Raw genomic sequence first — 21,662 nt, forward strand, 5'->3', positions numbered from 1 at the left:
GAACTACTTGCAGGCGCACTACTGCGCTGCATTCGCTCATTCTGTTCCGGCCTATATCACATATTGCTACGGTATCGCTCTAACAAACAGATATTATGTTGTAGACCCAAAAGAACGTCTGGTGGAGCTGGTCGGCTAACCAGGTGCCGCCTAAGATTCCACCTCTGCGCTTTCAGTGTCCGATGAAGCACTCTGCTTCAGGCTTCTTTCCGTTGGTTCTCTGCTGTGAAAAATTCGATGCTCTTCACGGGAAGGCCGTGAATGCACTCCACCAGAGATTCAGCAGAAATATAATCTTCACAGCCACCACGCTTGATCTGAAGCATATTCTTTCCATCAACGACACTGCGATTCCCAATCCGCAGCCCCTTTGGGGTGCGGATTTCATGTTCTCCGTTGCTCATCTTCTCACGGCCTCCTTTGTGTTGGTTTAAGTTTCTTTTTTTCTTCTATTCAATTTCACCTTTTGAACTTCCGCTCTTTTTTCACTTTTTTCGGCTTGCATATTTACGATTTTTACGGTATAATAATCAAAAAGATGATAGAATATAGCATATATTATAAGCAAGTCGTGCCGCCGTGTCAAGAGGAAAATGTGAAAATTCGTTGCATCTTCCGGATTGAATATTTACAAATCCCGTTGCACATTGTTGCAGCACGATAACTACGCCATAGAAAGGTTGCAAACATGAAATTTGGAGAGAAAGTTCGCGATCTACGAAAGAAACATTCTTTAACACAGGACGAATTGGCACAATGTCTGGGTATCAACAAACGAACAATCATCGGATGGGAACGTGATGGCCGCTACCCTCGCAGTATTGAAATGCTTGAAAAGATGGCCGATATATTCCATGTACCTCTGACCTATTTACAGCCGGATCAGTCTTTATTTATCGAACGTGCCGCCGAAGCCTACGGAAAAAAGGGCAAAATAGAAGCCCAGCATCTCGCATTTGAGCTTACTGAGCTATTTGCCAGCGGAGAGTTGACCCCGCAGGATATGGACGGCATCATGTATGAAATGCACAAAGCCTATTTTAAGTACCGAGAACAAAAACGAGAAAAGGAACGAATAATGAACCTGTGAACCACTGTTCTATTCACTATGCTATCCCCGGAAGGAGATCACATTATGGATTCTGCATTTATTCACCAAGCTGCTAATGAACTTGTCCAAAATGTCGGAACTCGCAACATCAAACAGATCGCGCGCAGTTGCAGTCTGGACATCAGTGAAACATCTCGCATTAGAGATATGTTGGGTTTGCTTTCGCTCTATTTTGATAAGCCACTGATTCTTATCAATCGCCAGCTGGACAAACAGACAAAGCAGATGGTGTGCGGTTATGCGCTGGGACATTATCTGGAGCATCAGTTGCTCATGGACTTGCATACCCTGGACAAGTTTCTGACCATTAAGGACAAGCACATCCTTCTTTACGAGCATAACGCTTTCACATCCCACCTGATGCTGGACAGTGATGAAGTCTATCAAATGACGAAGTGCGGGCTGGATGCTGCTCAGATTGCCGCTGCTAAGGGAATCCACCTCAATCTGGTGCTGGTGAAGCTGCTGGAACTGCATCATCTGGGGTACGATCTGCGTCACTACCACGCCCAGCATCATGCGTTTATCAAGCAGTTCAACCTTCCGGCACATTTTCAGTTTGATGTGGCCGCCGGATGAACTTATGTTCTTATAACTTTAAAACCCGTAATGAACGGCGCGTTATGCCTGTCCATCACGGGTTTTTCGTGTCATTTCAGTTTTGCGAGGATTTCATCGGCACTCATGCCTTCGGCAAGCAGCTTTTTCAGAACGGACTCTGCTTCTATCTTTTTTGCTTCTTCTGCAGCTTTGGCATCTACCTTCGCCTTTTTTGCTTCCAGCTTGACAATCTCCTTGTCGATATCTTTCAGCGATGCTTTCTTCTCTTTCAGGTCAGCTTTCAGAGACTCCATGTTGGTGGTAATAGATGTGATTTCAGCAGAGAGTGCTTCTCTTGCAGACTGCTTCTCTGCAATCTGTGTTGCAAAATCGGCAGTCACCATCTTTGGCTTATTCTTGCTACCTTTTGTTCTGGGCATAGGATACAAACCTCTTTCCAATTATAATAACTAAAGTATATCACTCTGCGGGTCTACGAGCAATATCTATCATACCATCAAATTGGCATTTTCCTTAACCTTATTCAGTACCATATCCGATAAAGCACCTTGGCTATTCAGATGGATTGCTAAAATAATATATTCTGTCAAAAACATATCTGTATACATTTTAAATGTATCTTTGTTTGCATTGATGCTGTTCATTCGAGCCGCAACATTACCATGGAAATTGTTGCAACGAGAAGCATAGAGAACACCAAAAAGAACGAACGACATATTTTGTTCATTTTGCGTTTACGGTTTAGTACCAGGGGTCTGGCACTTTTTTTGTCGGAGCCTTTCTTCAATAAACTTTGTTACAATTTTCTCATATCCTCCCGGGTCTTTTCTATAATTTTCTGTATGATCTGCCCCATGAACTATATATAACTGCTTTTCACCATTACAACTATCGTATAGTTTATAAGCCATAGATAAAGGTGCCTTCATATCTTCGTCACCGTGAATGATTAAAAGAGGAATATCGGTATGTGCTAAAGCCTTACACGCATCTGCGTCTGACAAATCAAAACTCCCCCAAATCTTTGTTCCTACATTAAGCATAGTAGGAACTAGATTTTTGGGTATGTATTTTGATATTTGCTTGTTATTATTCTGCTTTATCACGTCCAATGTAGATGTAAAACCACAGTCATCAATAATTCCATATACTGAATCAGGCAACTCCAAATCACTGCTCATCATCACAATTGATGCTCCCATTGAAACTCCCATAAGAAAAATAGGATTTTTATCTCCAAAGCGATTTTGTGCCCATTCTACCCAATCAAGACAATCATATTTTTCTAGCACTCCTAATGTTGAGAATTCCCCTTCACTATCTCCCTGTGCGCGTAAGTCACATAGTAGAAGATTCCAATTGTGTTTTTGTGTAATTCTATATATTGGCACGCCATCCAAATAACTGTGCCCCCACAATCCATGAAAAAACACAATTAAAGGCGCACCTTTTTCTCTTTCATAATAATGACCTATCAGTTTTGTATTATCAAATGCTTGTATCATAACAGTTTCATTTGATTGATTTTTTATTTTATATGCATCTATGAGAATTCTATATTCATCATCGTCTGCAGTACCTAAATCTGACCATGGAGTAGTTCTTCTTTCGCAGGTTCGCTGAAATACCAATCGGCTTCCAAATATAACTCCGACCATGCATATAGCAAATCCAACAACAACTGTTATGAAGTATACTTTTTTTCTCTTCACTTTTGATTTCATTCCTTTTACATAACATTATTGCTTCATTTTTCGTGTTCAAATAGTTATTTTCGTAACTCAAGTTGGTATTTCTGGCAAATTTACAATTTATAAATACCTCCATCTATCACACAGCAATTTGAACTGTCCAAAATCTTTTTTACGTATATCCTCTATATTCCAGTTTAGACAGTCCATCCAGTAGGATCGGTGCTGCCTGTCGGTTTCCTGTAAAACCAACAATTCCACACATAGGTTTATCCCTCTCTTCTTTGTTTTACTTTCCCTCTATTATGCAAAACGGCTCTGGATTACTGCCCAGAGTCGTCCTTGACTTTACGCCTTATATCCCTTTTCGCAAATCACGTTGACCACTTCGTCAACATACTTCTGGCAGGTGTCGTGGTCAGGTGCTTCCACCATAACACGCACGACTGGCTCAGTGCCGGATTCACGAACCAGAATACGGCCAGTATCGCCCAGTGCCTCAGCAACTTTAGACACGGCTTCCTGCACGGCATGGTCATTCTGTGCAGCCTTCTTATCGGTCACACGGACATTCTCAAGCACCTGCGGATAAATCTTCAACGGTGCTGCCAGTTCGCTCATCGGCTTCTTCTTCGCCAGCATGACTTCCATCATCTTCAGACTGGTCAGAATGCCATCGCCAGTGCTTGCATACTTGGAGAAGATGATATGGCCGCTCTGCTCACCACCGATACGGCAGCCGTTCTTTGCCATGTACTCGTAGACATACTTATCGCCCACAGCGGTCTTGGCATAGCCGATGCCCTGTTCATCGAACGCTTTGTACAGACCAAAATTGGACATAACGGTCGTGACCACAGTGTTAGTCAGCAGCTTGCCGCGCTCCTTCATGTAGCAACCGTAAATGTAAAGGATATGGTCGCCAGTGATGACATTGCCTTTCTCATCCACGCACAAGCAGCGGTCGGCATCGCCATCGTATGCAAAACCGACATCCAAGCCCTTCTCCACAACAAACTTTTGGAGGCCCTCGATATGAGTGGAGCCAGCATTATTGTTGATGTTCAGACCATTCGGATGGTTATTGATGACGTAGGTATCTGCTCCGAGGGCATCGAACACAGACTTGGCGATGTTCCAGGAACTACCGTTGGCGCAGTCCAGACCAACCTTGACGCCCTTGAAAGAGTAGATACCCAGAGAGATCAGGTAGCCCATGTAACGGTTACGGCCAGAGATGTAATCCACAGTACAGCCGATATGCTCACGATGAGCAAAAGGCAGTTCTGGCCAGTCCTTATCGAACACATTGAGCTTGCCATCGATGTAATCCTCCACCAGCAGCAGGGTCTCTTCGGGCATCTTCTCGCCGTAGCAGTCGATGAGCTTGATGCCGTTGTCGTAGAACGGGTTGTGGCTGGCCGAGATCATGATGCCGCAGTCAAAGTCATCCACACGGGCGATATACGCCACAGACGGAGTTGTAGTGACGTGGAGCAGATAGGCATCTGCACCGGAAGCAGTCAAGCCTGCGACCAGACTGTACTCGAACATATAGGAACTGCGGCGAGTGTCTTTGCCGATGACGATACGGGCAGGCTCGTTGTTGCCGTTGCGCTCACGAAGAGCATTGTAGTACCAGCCGAGGAACCGGCCTACCTTGTAGGCGTGGTCGGCTGTCAAGGTAATTCCGGCTTCACCACGGAAGCCATCTGTTCCAAAATATTTTGACATTATTCTTTTCCTCAATTTTTAAGAGCTTGCATACGAATTAGATATGCTATTTTCCAAAGGGCTAATAGGTACATCTCTATTGCCTACAGAGAAATAGCATATTTGAGCAACATATCCATGCGCGTAAACACGGCCTATTTTTTATTATTTCTGCCCATAATAGGCATTCGGGCCATGCTTCCTCATATAATGCTTATCCAGCACATACTGAGCCATCGAGCTATCTGGATTAAGCAACAATGTTTTTAAATCCATTTCCGCTACCTTTTCCATGACAACTGCATTATATACAGCGTTCGCTGGACTTTTTCCCCATGCAAATGGCCCATGGTTTTTCACAACGATTCCGGGAACAGCCATAGGATCATAGTTACCGTTCTCAATGGTTTCTATAATCACCTTTCCTGTATTCGTTTCGTAGTCTTCCATTACTTCTTGTTTCGTAAGTTCTCTCGTGCATGGAATATCTCCATAGAAATAATCCGCATGTGTTGTCCCTAAAGCAGGAATTTTCATTCCTGCCTGTGCGAAAGCGACAGCATTAACTGAATGAGTATGGACAATACCATTTATAGAATTATATTTTCTATAAAGTTCCAAATGGGTTTTTGTATCAGAAGACGGATTCCATTTACCCTCTATACGTTCACCGCTTACAATATCAACAACAACCATGTCCTCAGGACTCATACCATCGTAGTCAACACCAGATGGCTTAATCACCATGTACTTTCTATCTTCAGATATGCCACTTACATTGCCCCACGTGTAGATTACCACGCCCTTAGCTACAAGATCTAGGTTTGCATCGCATACAGCTTTCTTCAATTTCTCCAACATATTTTACAATCCTCTCAAAATATTCAACGTATGACAAATTCCTTCCTCTACATCAAATGTTGGTTTCCAACCAAGCTTTTCAATCTTTGCTGAATTCAAGACCTGCTTCGGGATAGGGGATTGATTTGCTAAATCTACCGCATCAGGGATTTCAAAAACAACTCTACTATGTCCAGCGACAGCTATTTTTTTAGCCAACTCTGCAATAGTCAATTTAGAATGCGGGTTTGCCAAGTTATATGCCTCGCCGGAAATTCCTTGAATAAGCACACTCAATAGTGCCGCCGCACAGTCAGCCACATAGTTGTAGCTACGCATTTGTGTTCCTGCACTTTTCAGGATAATATTTTCTCCGTCAAGTGCATTGCGGAAAAACTGTGCATGAGCACGATTGTCTGTTTCCGTCATGTAAGGTCCATAAGTATGGCACGGGCGCACAATAACGCTTTCTACTCCGTATTGCTTCCAGTAACTACTGCAAAGATTTTCCGTCATTCGCTTACTGAGCGGATAGCATGAACGTGGAGACAAAACATCTAGATATCCTGAGTACAACTCATCAAAGGAATCTAGGGACACATCTCCTTGACCATAAACCTCACCTGACGACACATATAAAAGTCTTTTTCCTTCATGCAATCTTAGATATTCGAGTAATCTAAATGTGCTTTCTATATTTCCCATCGTTGTCCCAACAGGATTTCCATTAAATGCCGCAGGATGAGCATTCCCAGCCGCATGAATTATATAATCCACATGAACATTAAAGCCAATGGGAGCGTTCATATCATACTGTAAAAAATCCACATTCTTTTGAATGCCGAACTGGTGCCTCAGTTTTTCAGCATTTCGCCCGCCCAAATAAATAACGGTGTCGGCATTATTTTTCTGGCTATATCGAATCAGTGCATCAGCCACAAAAGAGCCAATTGTTCCTGTTGCTCCTGTCACCAGGATGCTTTTATTTCGCAGTGCCTCCATATCAACAACATGATCTAAGGCTCTATCTATATCTTCAAAATATAACTTACTCTGATGCAGATTCATCTCTTTCTCCTTTACTTTAGCCAATCGGATCTTTTTGCAATTAGAAGCGCTTTAAATATATCGATATCTTCTACTGTTGTCAGCTTAATGTTCTTTTCTGACCCCGCAGAAAAATACACCTGTTCTCCCATTTCAATCATCAGTGTGCAGGAGGCCACGGAATTTGTAATGCCCGCTTTCAATGCTCTTCTGTGCAAATCGCAAATTTTACCAATAGGAAATCCCTGAGGGGTCTGTGTTCTCTTCAAATTATCGCGTGGATAGCTTCCCGTCGAAACAACGCCGTCCTCAGTCTGCATCATTGCCTCTGCACAAGGGATGACCGTGATGGCATTACCATGTAGCTGAGTTACTCGAATACAATCCGAAATGATTTCTGCTGACACCATAGGGCGAATTGCATCATGGATTAGGACTATATCATCCGGAGAATGATGCTTTTCCAATTCAAAGACACCATTTCGAATAGAATCCTGACCATTCTTTCCACCCGGCACAACATACTTCAACTTCGTAATATTAAACTGGTTTGCATAAGCCCAAAGAACAGATTCCCAACCTTCAATGCAAACAACTGCAATCTCATCGATCTCCGGGTGATGCTGGAACGCTTCAAGCGTATACACAATAACCGGTCGCTCATTCACGGTAAGAAACTGTTTCGGGATATTCTGATGCATCCGTGCTCCAGAGCCACCAGCAATAAGTAAAGCAATATTCATTATTCTTTATCTCCTTTGATTTTATTCACTATTAACGCATCAGTTAATCACCTGATGCCCCACTTTTCCATTCAATAGTGTACTACATTTTCCACTATTGGACTTCCAATTCGGATTAGGAACTCTCCAATCCTCATTATAAATAGATGCTAAAATTTCCTCAGCATTATAAGGAACAGATACTTTTACTCCATCGGCCTCAATATACTTTGTTTTATCTACCCTCGGAAGTGTTACAAGATAAACACTATACTCTGAATTTGAAGAATACTTAACTCCATCCAATTTATCATACGAATACTGGATCATCTTATTTCCATCATAGAACTGACCAAAGAAATCTATTGTCAGCTTATCTACTTGATAAGTCTGCTCAGTAACAAGACCTTCAAATACGAATTCTCTTATTTTTCTAAAACCTGACTTTGCCATTACCTTTTGTAAATCACTCCATGAGAAATCTTCTGTAATGACCACTGCAAAATCAATATCTAAATCCCATTTGATGAGTTTTTTATCTCTTACAATTCCAAGTAATGTCCCAGCGTATGCATAGTACAGTCCACCAGACGTGTTCATTGTGTTTTCAACTAAGTTCAAATACTTAACACCATTATTTTGTATTTCTTCCTGTTGATGCTGCATTTTTCTTTCTATCTTTTTTTGTCCAACCAATTTTTCATAGTTGTCGCCAATAAATGGAATCGCTTTTATTTTATGCCATATCTGTTTTAGTTTCCTCATAACTAACTCCCCCTTAGTGAATAAACACATGCTTTATTTTAAAGAAAATTCTTTTTAACTCTTTTACATTAATAACAATCAGGATTGCCATTATTGCAATTTCAATAGGGACAATAGACAAATAGCTTTCCACAAACGCCTGAACAAATAATAGCATCCACGTTACTATAATTATAAAATAATCTTTAATCCAAATATCTTTACCTACAGCCCTTTTTCTTACCGCATATATAATATACGAGCAAATCACTGTTGCAATTGTAGCTCCTTGAATCCCCATCAAATAAACCAAAATGATGTTCATTACAATATTTGTGGCAGCACCGATTATAGCGGACCACATCATCGCTTTTGAATCTTTCTTTGCTGCCAATATCGGTCCTAACAAACCAGAAGCACAATTAAGCACAGAACTTAGCAGTAGAAAAGGAACGTACTGCCAAGCAACATAAAATTCTTTTGCGTATAATATATGAGCCAATGGTTTTGACAGAATAATCAAAAATGAACATGCTGCACACATTAGCAAATTAATAGATGAGAATGTATTTCCATAAAATTTCGAGGTATCCTCTTCGCCATATTCCTTAACCGCAGATATCTGCCATGCCTGTGTAAATATTCCTTGTAGAGTATTTATAATCTGTGGAATTTTATATGACACGGACAGCAGTCCATTTGAGGCCACTCCTAACATAAAGGCAACTACATATTTATCAGCTGCGCTATTAATCCACCATCCAACAGCAGTTGCAATCAAAGGAACCGAGTACATTAGCATCTCATGTTGAGTTTTTTTATCAATTTCTGTTACATCAATGCACTCCCACACTTTAATACGAATTGCTAAATAAATAGCCGAAATCATCTGAGCCAGAATACTTGAGAAAAAGAATCCAATTAATCCCCACTTTAAAACCAATAAGAATAGAATATTGGTTATTATTGTCACAAAAGTCCCAACTACCCCTGCTATTCCCATGTCTTTAACGCGTTCCAACCCTTTTGAAAATTGGATCAAGAGTTGGTTAACGGCATAGGAGGCATAATATAAGAATATGTATATTTCTAGGCCACTGATCCCGGGCAATAGATTTATACGCTTCAATATCCACATGCATATTCCAAAAAGAATTGCGCTAATAGAAATAAACTTCATTCCTATTGTTGCAATCGTTTTTTTATTGACTGCACAATCCATAGAGAACCGCATTACCGCATCAACGATATTTAAAGTTAAGATTGGGAAAAGAAGTGTAGCCGTTGAAACTGCTAAATCATACGAACCGTATTCAGTAGTAGAAAGAACGCTTGTATATAAAGGTACAAGTAAAAATACCAGTATTTTTGACGAAAAGTTTGCTATCATCAAAACGCCAATATTTTTAAATAAGTATTTGAATTTATTCTCCATCGAAGTTCCTTTAAGTATCTATGCTCCTCTTAAAATCATCAAAGCTTTCATAAATAGGCTTAACATTCTTTAAATCGCTGATAATTTCTGAAATGTTATCTCCATCCACTTTGATTCCAGCATAGATTTGATCCTTTCCTTCAAATTTCCATAGCTGGTTATACCAATTCATATCATTTTCCGTTAGTTCTCTTTGCAAATATGACTTGGTCCGCTTATAATATATTTTCGCATAACTATCAAGTCGTTTTATCTGACGTTCATAATAATCATCCAACGTACAAACAACTTTAGCCGGATTTCCTGCAACAACTACATTGTCAGGAATATTTCCTGATACAACAGCACCTGCCCCGATAATAACATTATTTCCAATTTGACTTCCCATCAAAATAATGGACTTCATCCCAACAAAAACATTATCACCGACTTTTGTAACTCCAGCCTTTCTTGGCATACAATGATATTCCGGACGTAAAACTGCATAACTATAGTCATGTGCTAAGATAATAACTTCTGCTGTAATTCTACAATTCTTTCCAATTTCAATAAATGGAAGGCTAGTTTCATCAACAACAGTATTCATTGGATTATAGAAGATTGTTCCTTCTCCTATCTTTGCCCCCCCCCGACGAAGGAAGTTAACATAAGCCTCAGAACAGTACTTATTAGGGTAAATTAGTTTTTTTATTGCTTCCTTAATTTTCACAATAGACACTCCTATTTTTTTCTTTCAAATATTCGGTTATCGGTATCAATAACAAAGCCACTTGGCAAACAAAGTAACTTTCTGTATTATCTGTTAAGTAGGTAATAAACAGATATAGAATCAACGCCATATATATTGTAGCGGCTTTTTTCCCATATTCATTCATAAATTTAACCGGAAAATAGATCAAATTAAGAGCATACCAAATCAAAGAACCAACAAATCCAAAATTGATATATATTTTAAGGATGTCATTATGAACGCCTCGCACCGCTGCCATATACATAACTTCGCTTCTATCCATATTTTCCACAACTTTTGCAACGCCTGCCATTCCCCATCCCATTTGTGTTGGTGAGAGTTTAGTTCTTCGGACAAAATATGCATAAATCAAATCTCGTCCCATATTGTTGATGCCATGTTCATTCAGTATTGCAAAGAATTCATTATTATATACTATAAACAAATATCCATAGCAGACCAAAACACCAACTATTCCAATTGTAAGCAATTTACGACGAGACAGTCCTTTTTTATGTACAAACAAGGAAAACAATCCCGCCGCCGCAATGCCTGCCATACCTATTCTTTTTGATCCCAAAATGAATGAAATAACAAGAAAGACTAATTTCCCTGTGTTATGTTTTTTTCTCTCGGCAAAAAACAAATAATATATAATGCACAGTCCTATGGCAAAAGTCAATTCATGAACTTCAAAATAATTTGATGCACCCTCACTAAATGCAAAAGCACCTAAAAAGCTCTCAACGATTCCAGCAACTCCTACATGAAAAATAGCACTTATAAAAATAAGAATTTCATCCACGATAAAAGTATTTGTAATACACTCTATCGCTTCATCTCCACACAGTTCCCATATTCCAATAACAACTGCATAAATGCAAAATCGATCCAAGAACGCTGCTAAAGATCTAGTCCAATATCTTATGCCATACATTGCCGGCACAGGACTTGTAAATACAGCAAAGCATTCTACCACTATCATCAACACTACAAGAGGCAAAAGAATTGTCAGAAGTCTTTTTACTTCATAATCGGAAACCTTTCTTGGGCGTGATAATGCATACGCCACTAGAAACAAAGCTGATATATATTTAGAGTAATACAACAATTGATATGCTGCTCCACCTGATATTCCAAACAATTTTGAACTTTGTCCAGAAAATAGGGTAAGTAAAAGCGTTATGGCACATAGCAAATGTGTTTTTTTAACTGTTAATCTACTTTTCATTTACGCTTAAACCCCTCTATGCTTTTAATCTAACCAACAGTTCGCAAACACTATATAATCGGGCCTTTAAAAACCAAATCAACAATCTTCGTGTAAATTTTTCTTTTTTGACTTCCACGCTATTTATTATTTTATGAAGTTGTTCATCCTTACATATAGCTTTGAACGCCGATTTCTTTTTATCATTACTCATATCCGCTTGAATAATCATTTTCATTGCAGCAATTGTATTAGAAATAAATGGACCCGAAAAGCGTTTTTTTACCTCATCGTTATAATTTAGTTCATCACATGCATCTATGCAGGCATTATAGAATCTCTTTATTCTATTGAATCGATCTGCCTTATACGTATGTGTCAATGACGTACTATTCTCACAATAGTAATAGAATGCCTCTGGAATTATAGTAACTTTTTCTACATTTCTGTACAATCGCAACAATGAATATACATCCTCAGATATAATGTCCCGTTCCGAAGTAAATCTCCAGTTGCTTTCTAATATCAACTTCATAGAATACATACAAAAACATGCGCTTAACCATAAATTCGTACTCTTCCCTGTTGCAGGATTATCAGAAACCAAATCAGGTAAAAGCACTTCTTGAACCTCAGAGCTCACATAGCTTTCTTTATCTATTGTAGGTATATACGTTCTGACGATTTTTCCTTGTGCATTAACATCGTAGTGGCCAAACAAAACCATATCACTATTGTTTTTCTGTGCGGTATTATATGCCTTTTCTATTGTACTTGGATCAATATAATCGTCGCTATCAAAAAAGCAAATGTATTCTCCAGAAGCATTTTCTATTCCCGTATTACGGGCATATCCAAGTCCTGCATTAGCCTTATGGATAACTTTTATTCGGCCATCTTTCTTAGCCCACTCTTCGCATTTTTGAGGGCAATCATCCGGTGACCCATCATCTACAAGAAGGATTTCTAGGTTTCTGTATGTCTGATTTATAACGCTCTCAATGCATCTATCAAGATACTTTTCCACATTGTATATTGGTAAGACAATGCTTACTAATCCTGCTTTCATTTATATATTCCTCGCTACATCAATTCTTCATGTTCTTAATCACTTTTGCCGGACTCCCAACTGCCACACAATAATCTGGTACGTCTTTAGTAACCACCGAATTGGCTCCAACCACGCAATGTCTGCCAATCCTCACATTGCCTACAATCACTGCATTGATTCCAATGTAAGAACCTTCTCCAATGGATACTTTCTGTCCTCTTTGTACAATTCCTTGATCAATCACTGGAACATCTACGTCACGGTACTCATGATCACAATCGGTTATGTACACGTTTGGAGAAAGGAGTACTTTTTCTCCAATTTCCAAAGAATTAGCAATAGAGATTCGGCATCGTTCACCAATTTCGGAGCCTTTGCCAATTCTCACTGTACCCCCCCCGACCAGATTTGGGCATATGGACGTACCGTCACACAATCTTCCAAGGTAATATGGTGTTTTCCTTTTAGGCTGCAATGCTTACCAATATAAACGCTCTGCCCAGCGGTTATGCCAAAGATTTTTGCTCGCATCAATCCAAGGATTTCCTTGGCTTTACCTTTAAGTCTCATCCTTAAGATACCTTTCTAATTAATTTATTCGGGTACAAGAAAAACTCCATCCACTTTGTTTTCTTCATAATCCATGCAGCTATAATCGGACCTGCAAAGCTAATTCCAAGTCCCAGCACCACATGTGCCACAGCATTCGTAACGCCAACCTTCAGTAGAACAGATCGCAGCGGTGCGGCAAACAATGTATGCATCAGAAAAATCGGCATTGTGTACTTTGCAAGAAAGTCCATACCCCTACTGAACATTTCCTCAAAATCAGCCACCATCAGGATAACCGCCACACAAGCCAATAATCCCATTATGAAAGAGATCATACTGCCGCTAATTTCCGCCGTATATACCACAATGCTCAGAATTATAAACAGCAACCCGAATATCGTCCCTTGTGCTCTTTTGCCCTTCATCTGCACATTAAACGTGCAAATACCCATACCGAGCACAAACCAGATTTCGTTTGAGAGAACCGTCGATACAGCGTAAATGCTGTACCCCCCCCCCAGTTAAAATCAAGACTTTTGCAGCCAGCGCAACTATCAATCCTACTGCAGATGCTTTCACATCGCTAAAAGTCGGCGTGACCAGAAAGATAAAAAACAATGCGTATAGATACCAATATGGAGCAGTCGGATGGAGGAACAGTGTATCACCGAGACCACCAATCTGGTCGTTAACACTACTTGAGAACACCTTTTTCAGCACCCACGTAGCAGTCGTAAAAGTGGCATAGGGTACGCCGAGTGCCAATGCTTTTTTTGCCACATTCTTGCACCAACTACCCACACTGTTTACCTTGCTGTACTTCTGATACAAGTATCCGCTACAAATAAAGAACAGCGGCACATGGAAGTAATAAATTGTCGTATTGAACCACTGGTATAAACCATTTTCAGGCAGAATATTTGACTTCGTCATGCTCTGGAAGAAATGGCCCAGTACAACCAATATACAGGCAATAACTTTTACATCATCGACCCATTTTTCTCTTGTTCTTGCCGCTGTCTTTTCACTCATTACTTCGTCTCCATCTGCTGTGCGATATCAGCATCCACGATTTCCTCGCCGGTCTTATGCTTCAGCTGTTCTTTGGAAGCCTCACTCAGACCGTTGTTGATCACACAATTCATATCGCAGGTGCTGCACTTGTCCAGTTCTTCCTTAGTGACCTTGCCATCACGGTAGTCACGGCAAATCTTCAGTTCGTACATGCTATACGGATGCTTGGTGAAGAAAGCCTTGAACTTGTGAACCAGAACCCAGGTAGCAGGTTTCCAGATGTACTTATGCATAGCAGGGCTGACAGAGCCAATCATCCAGCAGTCACGGTCGCAGCAACGAACCTTCTTGCGGACTTCCTCAGCCTGCGGACTGTTCCACAGTTCGTCCCAGCTCTGGGTATTCAGGTTGCCCATGACTTCTTTATCCTTGGTACCATTACAAGGCATAACATCGCCATACGGGTCGATGAAGAAGGTATCAAAACTCATGTCGCAAGGCAGCAGACGCTTCTGGCCGTAAATGTAGTTGATCAGACCGTGGTTAAAGTAGGCACGGAACCATTTTTTCGGGCTGTTGCTGCGGAGCAGTTCGTTGACCAGATTCTCGAAATTCTTTGCGACCATCGGACGGTCATGGATGATATTTTTTGCCTCAACAAAGTAGAAACTGTTATGCAGAGAAGCCGTGGCGAACTCCATACCCATCTCGTTGGAAATCTTGTACAGCGGAACCAGGTCAGGAGCATTCTTGTCCTGGACGGTCATACCAAAACCGACATCCTTCATGCCCATCTCACGCAGTTTCTTCAGCGTACCGTATCCACGCTGGTAGCCGTTCTGCAGGCCACGGATCTCGTTGTTGGTCTGCTCCAGACCTTCGATAGAGATACGAATACCAATCTGCGGAAACTCTTTGCACAGATCAACGATACGATCCGTAAAGAAACCATTCGTAGAAATAACGATACGGTCAGATTTCTTATACAGTTCACGCACAATATCCTTCAGGTCAGAGCGGATGAACGGCTCACCGCCGGTGATGTTCGTAAAATACATCTTCGGCAGTTTTTTGATGGTTTCGATGCTGATTTCCTCTTCCGGTTTGGAAGGTGCTTTATAACGGTTACACATAGAGCAACGGGCATTGCAGCGATAAGTGACGATGACCGTACCATTTAACTTCTTTTCTTCAGACATGATTAACTCTCCTAACTCTCTCTTTTAAGAATGTTTCGATTTTATTTAAGAACCACTTGGCACACACCGAGAACACAACCGAGCCACAAATAACTGCAACTGCTGTGAAGATATATGCCAGCAGACCATTTCCAAACAGATGAACAAGGTGTAACTTTTCAAGCACACGATAAATTACCATGTGGCACAGGTAAATCTCGAAGCAGATACCGCCAAGGAACTTGGCGACTGGATTGACCAGTACCCCCCCCCCCGATTGCATCCGATGGTATAGACCAGTGCGGCCACGCAGAAGAACAACATTGTAAGTGTAGAACTACCTATTGCAAAATAAACAACTGTAGCAATCAGCAAAAATATTCCGGCGATAACTTTGTACTTCGATGCAAGCTCGGACAACTCCTTTCGATAGAGGAAGATCAGTCCACCAGCAATGAAATAAACTGCACAATACAGAATGTTTGTCCTTGCACTGAAATTCACTAGCACTCTATCTGCAATGTGGCTTTCATCAAAGAAATATGTGCTGCATACGAAGTTGTAGATTACAGCACAGGCAAGTGCCAACCACGCGCGTTTCTTGTTTTCCAGCAGGAAGCAAAAAAACGGAAACAACAGATAAAATACGAAAATCACTGCCAACGTCCAACTTACACCGATAACCGATATGTTCATATTCGGCAAAAGACCCTGACAAAGTGTCAGGTTTGCAAAGACCTCATACAATGCACTTTTACTGGGTGACATTACAAAGTCCAGCGCACAAAGCAATGCGAAGTACGGCCAAATTTTACTGTATCTTTTGGCGTAGAACTCTCCCACACTGATTTTCTGATCCTTGAATTTCTGGTAATAGCCACAGCACATACCAAAGCCACTGACCATCATAAAAAGGAAAACGAGGTTTGTGAAAGACGGAATAAGCTGCTCAAACACAAATCCTCCTATCCCATATTCTCCATTTGTGAGGATGTGCATCAGCGCAATGCCGATAATGGCATACGCCTTCAAGCCATCTACTCCTTCATACCTTTCTTTCATTCCGCAAGCATCCCCCACAGTGTTTCGGTATACTTTTCCTCAGAGCACTCATTCTCAAGGAAATCCTTAAACTTTGCTGCACAGATATCTGCATCGTTTGTATGCAGAAGATAATACTGAATTTTGTCCACCCAGTCCTCTACGGTATTCTTACATAAGGCTCCGCATCCATCTGACAAATATCCTTCTGTCGTAACCGTATCGGATGTTATAATCATTTTATTATTTGCAGCCGCCTGAAAATAGACGGTCAATCCTGCCGGTGCTTCTGTATCCAGTGGCATGGCAATAAGTTGTGACTCGCACAAAAACTCCATAAATTCGCTTTCCGGGATATCCGTTTTAACGCAGACATTATCCCCCATAGCGCCTAAGAACTGTTCTTTCAGAGCACTCGGCATAACACAATTAAACGTCACCTTTGGAAGCTTTTTCGCAACTTCAAATAGCAGTTTCCAATCCCGGCCATTTCTACCACCACAAAAAACCGTATTTACCTTGGTTTCTACTCGCTTATTCAAAGTATAATTTTGATGATAGACATCATGCAAAAGCGTAAAATTCACTTTTGTATTCAAAATCTCATTAATATAGCGGCCGTACTCCACAGTCGTAACTGTTGCCGCAAAAGAATTTGAACACAACGCCTTTTTATAAAGATACTTTGCCACCTTGTTTTTCGTTGTATTTTTATCTTTCAACAAAATATTGATTGCTATAACTTTAATTTTCTTGTTGGTCAGTTTACTCAACCACCAACACAACACTCCCATAAAGTCATACCAGCATACAATGGTGTCACCTGATTTTGTACGTTTTACGGTTGTACTGCACACTGAGAGCATTTGCTTGATAGAAGTGCAGCGCCACTCGGGATAAATTTCCTTGTACTCTTTTTCAAATGCCGCAGTCAAAAACGACATATCTTCCAATTTCTTGGGTTTATCATATAAAACATAAATCATGCTTCACCTCTATAAACCTTCATAATTTTCTCGTAATACTCATCGATTGTATCGAAGCTGATGTCTTTGCAGTTCTTGCTATACTGCTCACACAGCTTCTTATCACCCCAGAGCTTCTGGACCTTCCTTTTCAGGTCTTCGGCATTGCCGCTCTCAAACAGTTCACCAGTTTTACCGACCTGAATCAGTTCCGGGATACCACCTATCTCAGAGCCTAGCACCGGCGTGCCGTACATTTGGGATTCCATCACGGAGAACGGACAGTTCTCATACCACTCAGACGGATAGATAGAGAACCGTGCCTCACGGATGAGTTTTTCCAGTGCCTCACCCCTCTGGAATTCTACATTCTTGATGTTGCTTACACCATTGATGGTATCTTCCAGCGGTCCAGTACCGGCAAAGACGAACTGCACATCCGGCAACTCCTTGCAGACCTTGATGAGTGTGCCAATGCCTTTCTCCTCGGAGAAGCGGCCAAAGTACAGCGCATAGTCCATTTGCTGATACTTACAAAGGGTTACCCCCCCCCCCAGATAAATCGGGACGAGTTTGTCGCAGTAAGCCTCAAGGTCGTCTCGTTCAAGGTTCAGACACGCCTTTGCATAGTTATCCGTCTCTTCCGGATTGTTCCAAAGTTCCCTGATAATCGAGGCCAGCTGCTTGGAATCTCGGCTTGTGAACAACCGTCCATCCACACCATCTGTGATCAACTCAGGAATACCACCAATATTTGCGCCGATGACAGGCGTGCCGCGCTGCTGACTCTCCATAACGGAGAACGGACAGTTTTCATAGACTTCCGAAGGACAGATAGAGAACTTTGCTTCTCGAATCAATTTGTCCAGTGCGCCACCCGTCTGGAAACCTACATTCTTAACATTTTTCAGCTGATTGACCTTGTTTTCCAGTGGGCCGGAACCAGCAAAAATAAACTGAATATCCGGCAACAGGTTGCAAGTCTCAACCAGTGTGTTGATTCCCTTCTCCTCGGAGAAACGGCCGAAATAGAGGACGTAGTCTTTCTTCTCAACGTCTTTAGGTTCTACCTTCTCCACGAAGTTGTGCATTGCAATCGTCTTGGTTGCAAACAGCGGATTGGTGTCCATCTTAGTTTTCAGGAACTCCGAGCAACAGATGATTTTGTCAATGTACTTGTATGCTCCGTTCCACTTCCAGAACTCTGCCTCCATCATGCCAACGATAGATTTTGCAGTAGAATCGTGAACACATTTTCCCTTTACACAATTCATGAAATGACCGCCGAGGCACTTCTCACAGTTCTCATGTGTGATAGGGTTCTTTAATTGATGGTTCGGGCAGACCAACTGGTAGTCATGTGCCGTGAAGATGATCTTACAATCTCTTCCGGTCTCCTTGCGCCACTTCACGATTTCCAGAATGATGGAAGGTGTCAGCTGGTAGTTGAAGTTGTTCAGGTGACAGACATCCGGCTTGAAGTCGTCCAGCACTTTCCGCAGCTGTACTCTTGCTTCCTTGCTGTAAATCGTCTTGATCGGGTAGGTCAGCTTGCTCAGTTTGCTGCCGCCGTGGAAGTCCATACCAGATGTATAAGCATTGACCCGGTTGCCCACGCAGCGGCCTTCATGCTCCATACCGAAGTACTGAACCTCATGTCCGTGCTGCTCTAGCGCCTCACCCAGCTTAAATATGTAGGTTTCTGATCCACCGTTTGGATATAAAAATTTATTTATTATCAATACTCTCATCTATTATTTCTCCTGTACAGTTTCATCGTTTCCTTTACAACTTCATCCCAGTTATATTTCTCGCAGATAAAATCAGCTGCCTGATTCTTCATTTTCATAACCATTTCTGGATGGTCACAGGCATCTTGCAATTTTTCTCGCAAGTCCTCCACATCTGACTTTTTGAAAATCAATGCCTTATCTTCCACAACCTCTGCGCACTCCGGAATATCCGAAACCAAACAGCAGTTGCCGTAGCTCATTGCCTCCAGCAGACTCAGGGGCATTCCTTCCAGATCAGACGGCAGTGTGTAGATGTAAGCGTTGCTGTATAGTTCATCCAGCATTGCTCCCTGCACAAACCCGGTAAAGAGAATCCGATCGTCACCCTTCGCCAGGTCTTTCAATTCCTCCATAAAGGAATCCGTATCGCTGGAGCCACCTGCGATGACCAGTTTTTTATCTGTCTTGACATTCTTGAAGGCCTCAACCAGATATCGAATGCCCTTCTCCGGCACCAGACGACCGAGGAACAATATGTAGGAATCCTTTTCCAATCCAAAATGATCCTTGATCAGATTTGCTTCCCGAACCTCTGGCCGATTGACACCATTAGGGATAAAATGCGTCTCCCTCCCGTACGTATCCATGAAGTACTTCTGAACGCCTTTGCTTAGAACGATGATTTCGTCCGCATATTTCACGGCGTTTTTTTCGCCGCCACGAATGAACTTGGATGCAACGCTTCCGCGCCACTTCTCGCGATCCCAGTCCAAACCGTGGATAGTGTTGACTACACGCTTGCCAAAAAGTTTTGGTATCCAGCAGAAAAAGGCAGGACCTTCTGCATGGATATGCACCACATCGTATCTTCCAAATGCACTATAAAGTGCTGCGAAAAAGGAAGAGCTTACCGCCGCAAGTCCCTTTTTCTCAATGGTCGGAACAACCTTTTGACGGATACCATCATATTCAATTGTTTTGTCATACTCTGCACCGCTCACATGATGACCTGCTCTATTGTAGCAAGTTATATCACAGCCATTCTGTGCCATTCGGGTGCATAGTTCTTTTACAACAATCTCTATCCCGCCTTCACGAGAAAGACGTTTTTGTCCGAAAACCGCAAGTCTGATTTTTCCTTCCATTACTTCTCTCCAACCTCTATTTCATGCTTTTATCTTTGCCTTATGCACAATCCAAGTAGTTCTTATCCTCAAATTGTCATGCTCGTTCTTTCACTATTCACCTTGCATCCTTTATTGCACGACAACAAGCCTGTATACAGATTGCAGTAGCAATCTATACGCAGGCTCGCCTTCGTACCTCCTTATTCTGTTTTCTGCTCTATCAGCTTTCGCTGTGGTGGGTTAAGTATAGAGCGCAACCAGAAGCCATTCGCACCTGAAATCACGCTTGCTGTAACGCACCATGACAGGCAGAAACAGGTTGAGGTGAAAAGGTCAAGCCGCGTAAACCCGCATGAAATCAGGCTTTTCTCTGGTTGCCCATATTATTTCACACTCCCCATAGCCGAAGCTGGGGTTATTGTAATGAGTACCAATGCGCGGATCAAGGCAGACACCGTTGATAATCTGCTGGGTATTCAGTCCCTTCATCTCTGCATAGGTATCCAGTTCGTTGAAGTAAGCAACACGAAGAGCCAGATATGTATTGGCAAACAATTTGACTGCCTCTGCCTCGGTGAAGCCCATGAACAGGGTGTCGATGTTCTCCTTGATGGCACCTTCCTGCAGCAGACCAGCAAACTCGTGTGCCGCCTCAACCAGACGCTCATCGTTCAGATCAGTGCCAACGATGATGCGAGAAGGGTACAGGTTATCATAGAGAGCCTTGGACTCACGCAGGAACTCCGGGCTGAAGATGATGTTCTTGCTGTTGAATTTTTCTCTTACACTTGCTGTGTAGCCTACAGGAATCGTGGACTTAATGACCATGATGGCGCTCGGGTTATATTCAATGACCAGCTTGATCACAGCTTCAACTGCAGATGTGTCGAAGTGCTGCGTGTGGCTGTCGTAGTTGGTAGGAGCTGCAATAACAACAAAATCTGCATCGCTATATGCCGCCTTTGCATCCAGTGTTGCAGTTAAGTTCAGTTCTTTCTCTGCCAGATACTTTTCAATGTATTCGTCCTGAATCGGAGACTTTTTGCTATTGATAAGTTCCACCTTTTCCGGCACAATATCCACTGCCATAACCTTATGATGCTGGCTCAGCAGCGTTGCAATGGAAAGTCCAACGTAGCCAGTTCCGGCCACAGCAATTTTCAAATCCTTAAAATCTCTCATGATTACTTTCTCCTC

Annotated in this window: 22 protein-coding genes and 1 pseudogene; 2 read left to right on the forward strand and 21 right to left on the reverse strand. The window is 41.8% G+C overall.

Features of this window, described 5'->3' with window-relative positions:
- Window positions 1-197: 197 nt before the first annotated feature.
- Window positions 198-404: a hypothetical protein gene (locus DWV57_RS08725; RefSeq protein WP_097776605.1), complete on the reverse strand. Its 207-nt coding sequence runs from the start codon at window positions 402-404 to the stop codon at window positions 198-200.
- A gap of 284 nt (window positions 405-688) precedes the next feature.
- Between DWV57_RS08725 and DWV57_RS08730 the strand changes: the two genes are divergently transcribed.
- Both DWV57_RS08730 and DWV57_RS08735 read left to right on the forward strand, forming a co-directional pair.
- A complete protein-coding gene (locus tag DWV57_RS08730) occupies window positions 689-1,090 on the forward strand; it encodes a helix-turn-helix transcriptional regulator (RefSeq protein WP_055185268.1) in 402 nt (133 codons plus the stop codon).
- Between the two features lie 45 nt (window positions 1,091-1,135).
- Window positions 1,136-1,690: a hypothetical protein gene (locus DWV57_RS08735; protein WP_133303645.1), complete on the forward strand. Its 555-nt coding sequence runs from the start codon at window positions 1,136-1,138 to the stop codon at window positions 1,688-1,690.
- Window positions 1,691-1,761: 71 nt separating this feature from the next.
- Here the strand turns inward: DWV57_RS08735 and DWV57_RS08740 are convergent, their stop codons facing one another.
- The 20 genes and pseudogenes from DWV57_RS08740 to DWV57_RS08845 form a co-directional block, all read right to left on the reverse strand.
- Window positions 1,762-2,091 carry a hypothetical protein gene (locus tag DWV57_RS08740; protein ID WP_120020548.1) on the reverse strand — a complete coding sequence of 110 codons (330 nt, stop codon included), beginning with the start codon at window positions 2,089-2,091 and terminating at the stop codon, window positions 1,762-1,764.
- A gap of 315 nt (window positions 2,092-2,406) precedes the next feature.
- The gene (locus DWV57_RS08750; protein ID WP_165852881.1) at window positions 2,407-3,384 is read right to left on the reverse strand and encodes an alpha/beta hydrolase; all 978 of its coding nucleotides are present in this window, start codon (window positions 3,382-3,384) and stop codon (window positions 2,407-2,409) included.
- A 327-nt stretch (window positions 3,385-3,711) separates the two neighbouring features.
- Window positions 3,712-5,097, reverse strand: a complete 1,386-nt coding sequence (gene glmM, locus DWV57_RS08755) for a phosphoglucosamine mutase (RefSeq protein ID WP_120020550.1) — start codon at window positions 5,095-5,097, stop codon at window positions 3,712-3,714.
- 144 nt (window positions 5,098-5,241) lie between these two features.
- A complete protein-coding gene (locus DWV57_RS08760) occupies window positions 5,242-5,937 on the reverse strand; it encodes an L-ribulose-5-phosphate 4-epimerase (protein WP_120020551.1) in 696 nt (231 codons plus the stop codon).
- Between the two features lie 3 nt (window positions 5,938-5,940).
- The gene (locus DWV57_RS08765; RefSeq protein ID WP_120020552.1) at window positions 5,941-6,984 is read right to left on the reverse strand and encodes an NAD-dependent epimerase/dehydratase family protein; all 1,044 of its coding nucleotides are present in this window, start codon (window positions 6,982-6,984) and stop codon (window positions 5,941-5,943) included.
- Between the two features lie 11 nt (window positions 6,985-6,995).
- The gene (locus DWV57_RS08770) at window positions 6,996-7,706 is read right to left on the reverse strand and encodes an IspD/TarI family cytidylyltransferase (RefSeq protein WP_120020553.1); all 711 of its coding nucleotides are present in this window, start codon (window positions 7,704-7,706) and stop codon (window positions 6,996-6,998) included.
- Window positions 7,707-7,745: 39 nt separating this feature from the next.
- Window positions 7,746-8,450 carry a LicD family protein gene (locus DWV57_RS08775; RefSeq protein ID WP_165852882.1) on the reverse strand — a complete coding sequence of 235 codons (705 nt, stop codon included), beginning with the start codon at window positions 8,448-8,450 and terminating at the stop codon, window positions 7,746-7,748.
- 13 nt (window positions 8,451-8,463) lie between these two features.
- A complete protein-coding gene (locus DWV57_RS08780) occupies window positions 8,464-9,864 on the reverse strand; it encodes an oligosaccharide flippase family protein (RefSeq protein ID WP_120020555.1) in 1,401 nt (466 codons plus the stop codon).
- A gap of 10 nt (window positions 9,865-9,874) precedes the next feature.
- Complete coding sequence (locus tag DWV57_RS14945; RefSeq protein WP_120020556.1) at window positions 9,875-10,573, reverse strand: acyltransferase; 699 nt, start codon at window positions 10,571-10,573, stop codon at window positions 9,875-9,877.
- Window positions 10,563-11,825 (reverse strand): O-antigen ligase family protein, encoded by a 1,263-nt coding sequence (locus DWV57_RS08790; protein ID WP_120020557.1) that lies wholly within the window; start codon window positions 11,823-11,825, stop codon window positions 10,563-10,565. The genes DWV57_RS14945 and DWV57_RS08790 overlap by 11 nt, the downstream gene beginning before the upstream one ends.
- Window positions 11,826-11,841: 16 nt before the next feature.
- Window positions 11,842-12,873: a glycosyltransferase family 2 protein gene (locus tag DWV57_RS08795; RefSeq protein ID WP_120020558.1), complete on the reverse strand. Its 1,032-nt coding sequence runs from the start codon at window positions 12,871-12,873 to the stop codon at window positions 11,842-11,844.
- A 19-nt stretch (window positions 12,874-12,892) separates the two neighbouring features.
- The gene (locus DWV57_RS08800; RefSeq protein WP_165852890.1) at window positions 12,893-13,243 is read right to left on the reverse strand and encodes an acyltransferase; all 351 of its coding nucleotides are present in this window, start codon (window positions 13,241-13,243) and stop codon (window positions 12,893-12,895) included.
- A gap of 184 nt (window positions 13,244-13,427) precedes the next feature.
- Entirely contained in the window at window positions 13,428-13,868 is a 441-nt protein-coding gene (locus DWV57_RS08805; RefSeq protein WP_347562387.1) for a hypothetical protein, read from the reverse strand.
- Entirely contained in the window at window positions 13,840-14,439 is a 600-nt protein-coding gene (locus DWV57_RS08810) for an acyltransferase (RefSeq protein ID WP_120020561.1), read from the reverse strand. The genes DWV57_RS08805 and DWV57_RS08810 overlap by 29 nt, the downstream gene beginning before the upstream one ends.
- Window positions 14,439-15,620 (reverse strand): radical SAM protein, encoded by a 1,182-nt coding sequence (locus DWV57_RS08815; protein WP_120020562.1) that lies wholly within the window; start codon window positions 15,618-15,620, stop codon window positions 14,439-14,441. Before DWV57_RS08815 ends, DWV57_RS08810 begins: the two co-directional genes overlap by 1 nt.
- A 174-nt stretch (window positions 15,621-15,794) precedes the next feature.
- Window positions 15,795-16,661, reverse strand: a complete 867-nt coding sequence (locus tag DWV57_RS08820; RefSeq protein WP_243112326.1) for an acyltransferase family protein — start codon at window positions 16,659-16,661, stop codon at window positions 15,795-15,797.
- Window positions 16,658-17,626, reverse strand: coding sequence for a glycosyltransferase (locus DWV57_RS08825; RefSeq protein ID WP_120020563.1), 969 nt, complete (start codon window positions 17,624-17,626; stop codon window positions 16,658-16,660). The genes DWV57_RS08820 and DWV57_RS08825 overlap by 4 nt, the downstream gene beginning before the upstream one ends.
- Window positions 17,623-19,356, reverse strand: a complete 1,734-nt coding sequence (locus tag DWV57_RS08835; protein WP_347562388.1) for a glycosyltransferase — start codon at window positions 19,354-19,356, stop codon at window positions 17,623-17,625. The genes DWV57_RS08825 and DWV57_RS08835 overlap by 4 nt, the downstream gene beginning before the upstream one ends.
- The gene (locus tag DWV57_RS08840) at window positions 19,353-20,483 is read right to left on the reverse strand and encodes a glycosyltransferase family 4 protein (RefSeq protein ID WP_120020564.1); all 1,131 of its coding nucleotides are present in this window, start codon (window positions 20,481-20,483) and stop codon (window positions 19,353-19,355) included. Before DWV57_RS08840 ends, DWV57_RS08835 begins: the two co-directional genes overlap by 4 nt.
- 378 nt (window positions 20,484-20,861) lie before the next feature.
- Window positions 20,862-21,629, reverse strand: a pseudogene (locus DWV57_RS08845) (nucleotide sugar dehydrogenase); the annotation flags it as partial.
- Between the last annotated feature and the right edge of the window lie 33 nt (window positions 21,630-21,662).

It is taken from the genome of Faecalibacterium sp. AF10-46 (assembly GCF_003604105.1).
In the GTDB taxonomy this organism is placed as follows: domain Bacteria; phylum Bacillota; class Clostridia; order Oscillospirales; family Ruminococcaceae; genus Faecalibacterium; species Faecalibacterium taiwanense.

Coding starts and splice junctions, on each gene's coding strand:
- DWV57_RS08725 (WP_097776605.1), bottom strand. CDS start 404: ATGAGCAACGGAGAACATGAAATCCGCACCCCAAAGGGGCTGCGGATT.
- DWV57_RS08730 (WP_055185268.1), top strand. CDS start 689: ATGAAATTTGGAGAGAAAGTTCGCGATCTACGAAAGAAACATTCTTTA.
- DWV57_RS08735 (WP_133303645.1), top strand. CDS start 1,136: ATGGATTCTGCATTTATTCACCAAGCTGCTAATGAACTTGTCCAAAAT.
- DWV57_RS08740 (WP_120020548.1), bottom strand. CDS start 2,091: ATGCCCAGAACAAAAGGTAGCAAGAATAAGCCAAAGATGGTGACTGCC.
- glmM (WP_120020550.1), bottom strand. CDS start 5,097: ATGTCAAAATATTTTGGAACAGATGGCTTCCGTGGTGAAGCCGGAATT.
- DWV57_RS08760 (WP_120020551.1), bottom strand. CDS start 5,937: ATGTTGGAGAAATTGAAGAAAGCTGTATGCGATGCAAACCTAGATCTT.
- DWV57_RS08765 (WP_120020552.1), bottom strand. CDS start 6,984: ATGAATCTGCATCAGAGTAAGTTATATTTTGAAGATATAGATAGAGCC.
- DWV57_RS08770 (WP_120020553.1), bottom strand. CDS start 7,706: ATGAATATTGCTTTACTTATTGCTGGTGGCTCTGGAGCACGGATGCAT.
- DWV57_RS08775 (WP_165852882.1), bottom strand. CDS start 8,450: ATGAGGAAACTAAAACAGATATGGCATAAAATAAAAGCGATTCCATTT.
- DWV57_RS08780 (WP_120020555.1), bottom strand. CDS start 9,864: ATGGAGAATAAATTCAAATACTTATTTAAAAATATTGGCGTTTTGATG.
- DWV57_RS08790 (WP_120020557.1), bottom strand. CDS start 11,825: ATGAAAAGTAGATTAACAGTTAAAAAAACACATTTGCTATGTGCCATA.
- DWV57_RS08795 (WP_120020558.1), bottom strand. CDS start 12,873: ATGAAAGCAGGATTAGTAAGCATTGTCTTACCAATATACAATGTGGAA.
- DWV57_RS08810 (WP_120020561.1), bottom strand. CDS start 14,439: ATGAGTGAAAAGACAGCGGCAAGAACAAGAGAAAAATGGGTCGATGAT.
- DWV57_RS08815 (WP_120020562.1), bottom strand. CDS start 15,620: ATGTCTGAAGAAAAGAAGTTAAATGGTACGGTCATCGTCACTTATCGC.
- DWV57_RS08820 (WP_243112326.1), bottom strand. CDS start 16,661: ATGAAAGAAAGGTATGAAGGAGTAGATGGCTTGAAGGCGTATGCCATT.
- DWV57_RS08825 (WP_120020563.1), bottom strand. CDS start 17,626: ATGATTTATGTTTTATATGATAAACCCAAGAAATTGGAAGATATGTCG.
- DWV57_RS08835 (WP_347562388.1), bottom strand. CDS start 19,356: ATGAGAGTATTGATAATAAATAAATTTTTATATCCAAACGGTGGATCA.
- DWV57_RS08840 (WP_120020564.1), bottom strand. CDS start 20,483: ATGGAAGGAAAAATCAGACTTGCGGTTTTCGGACAAAAACGTCTTTCT.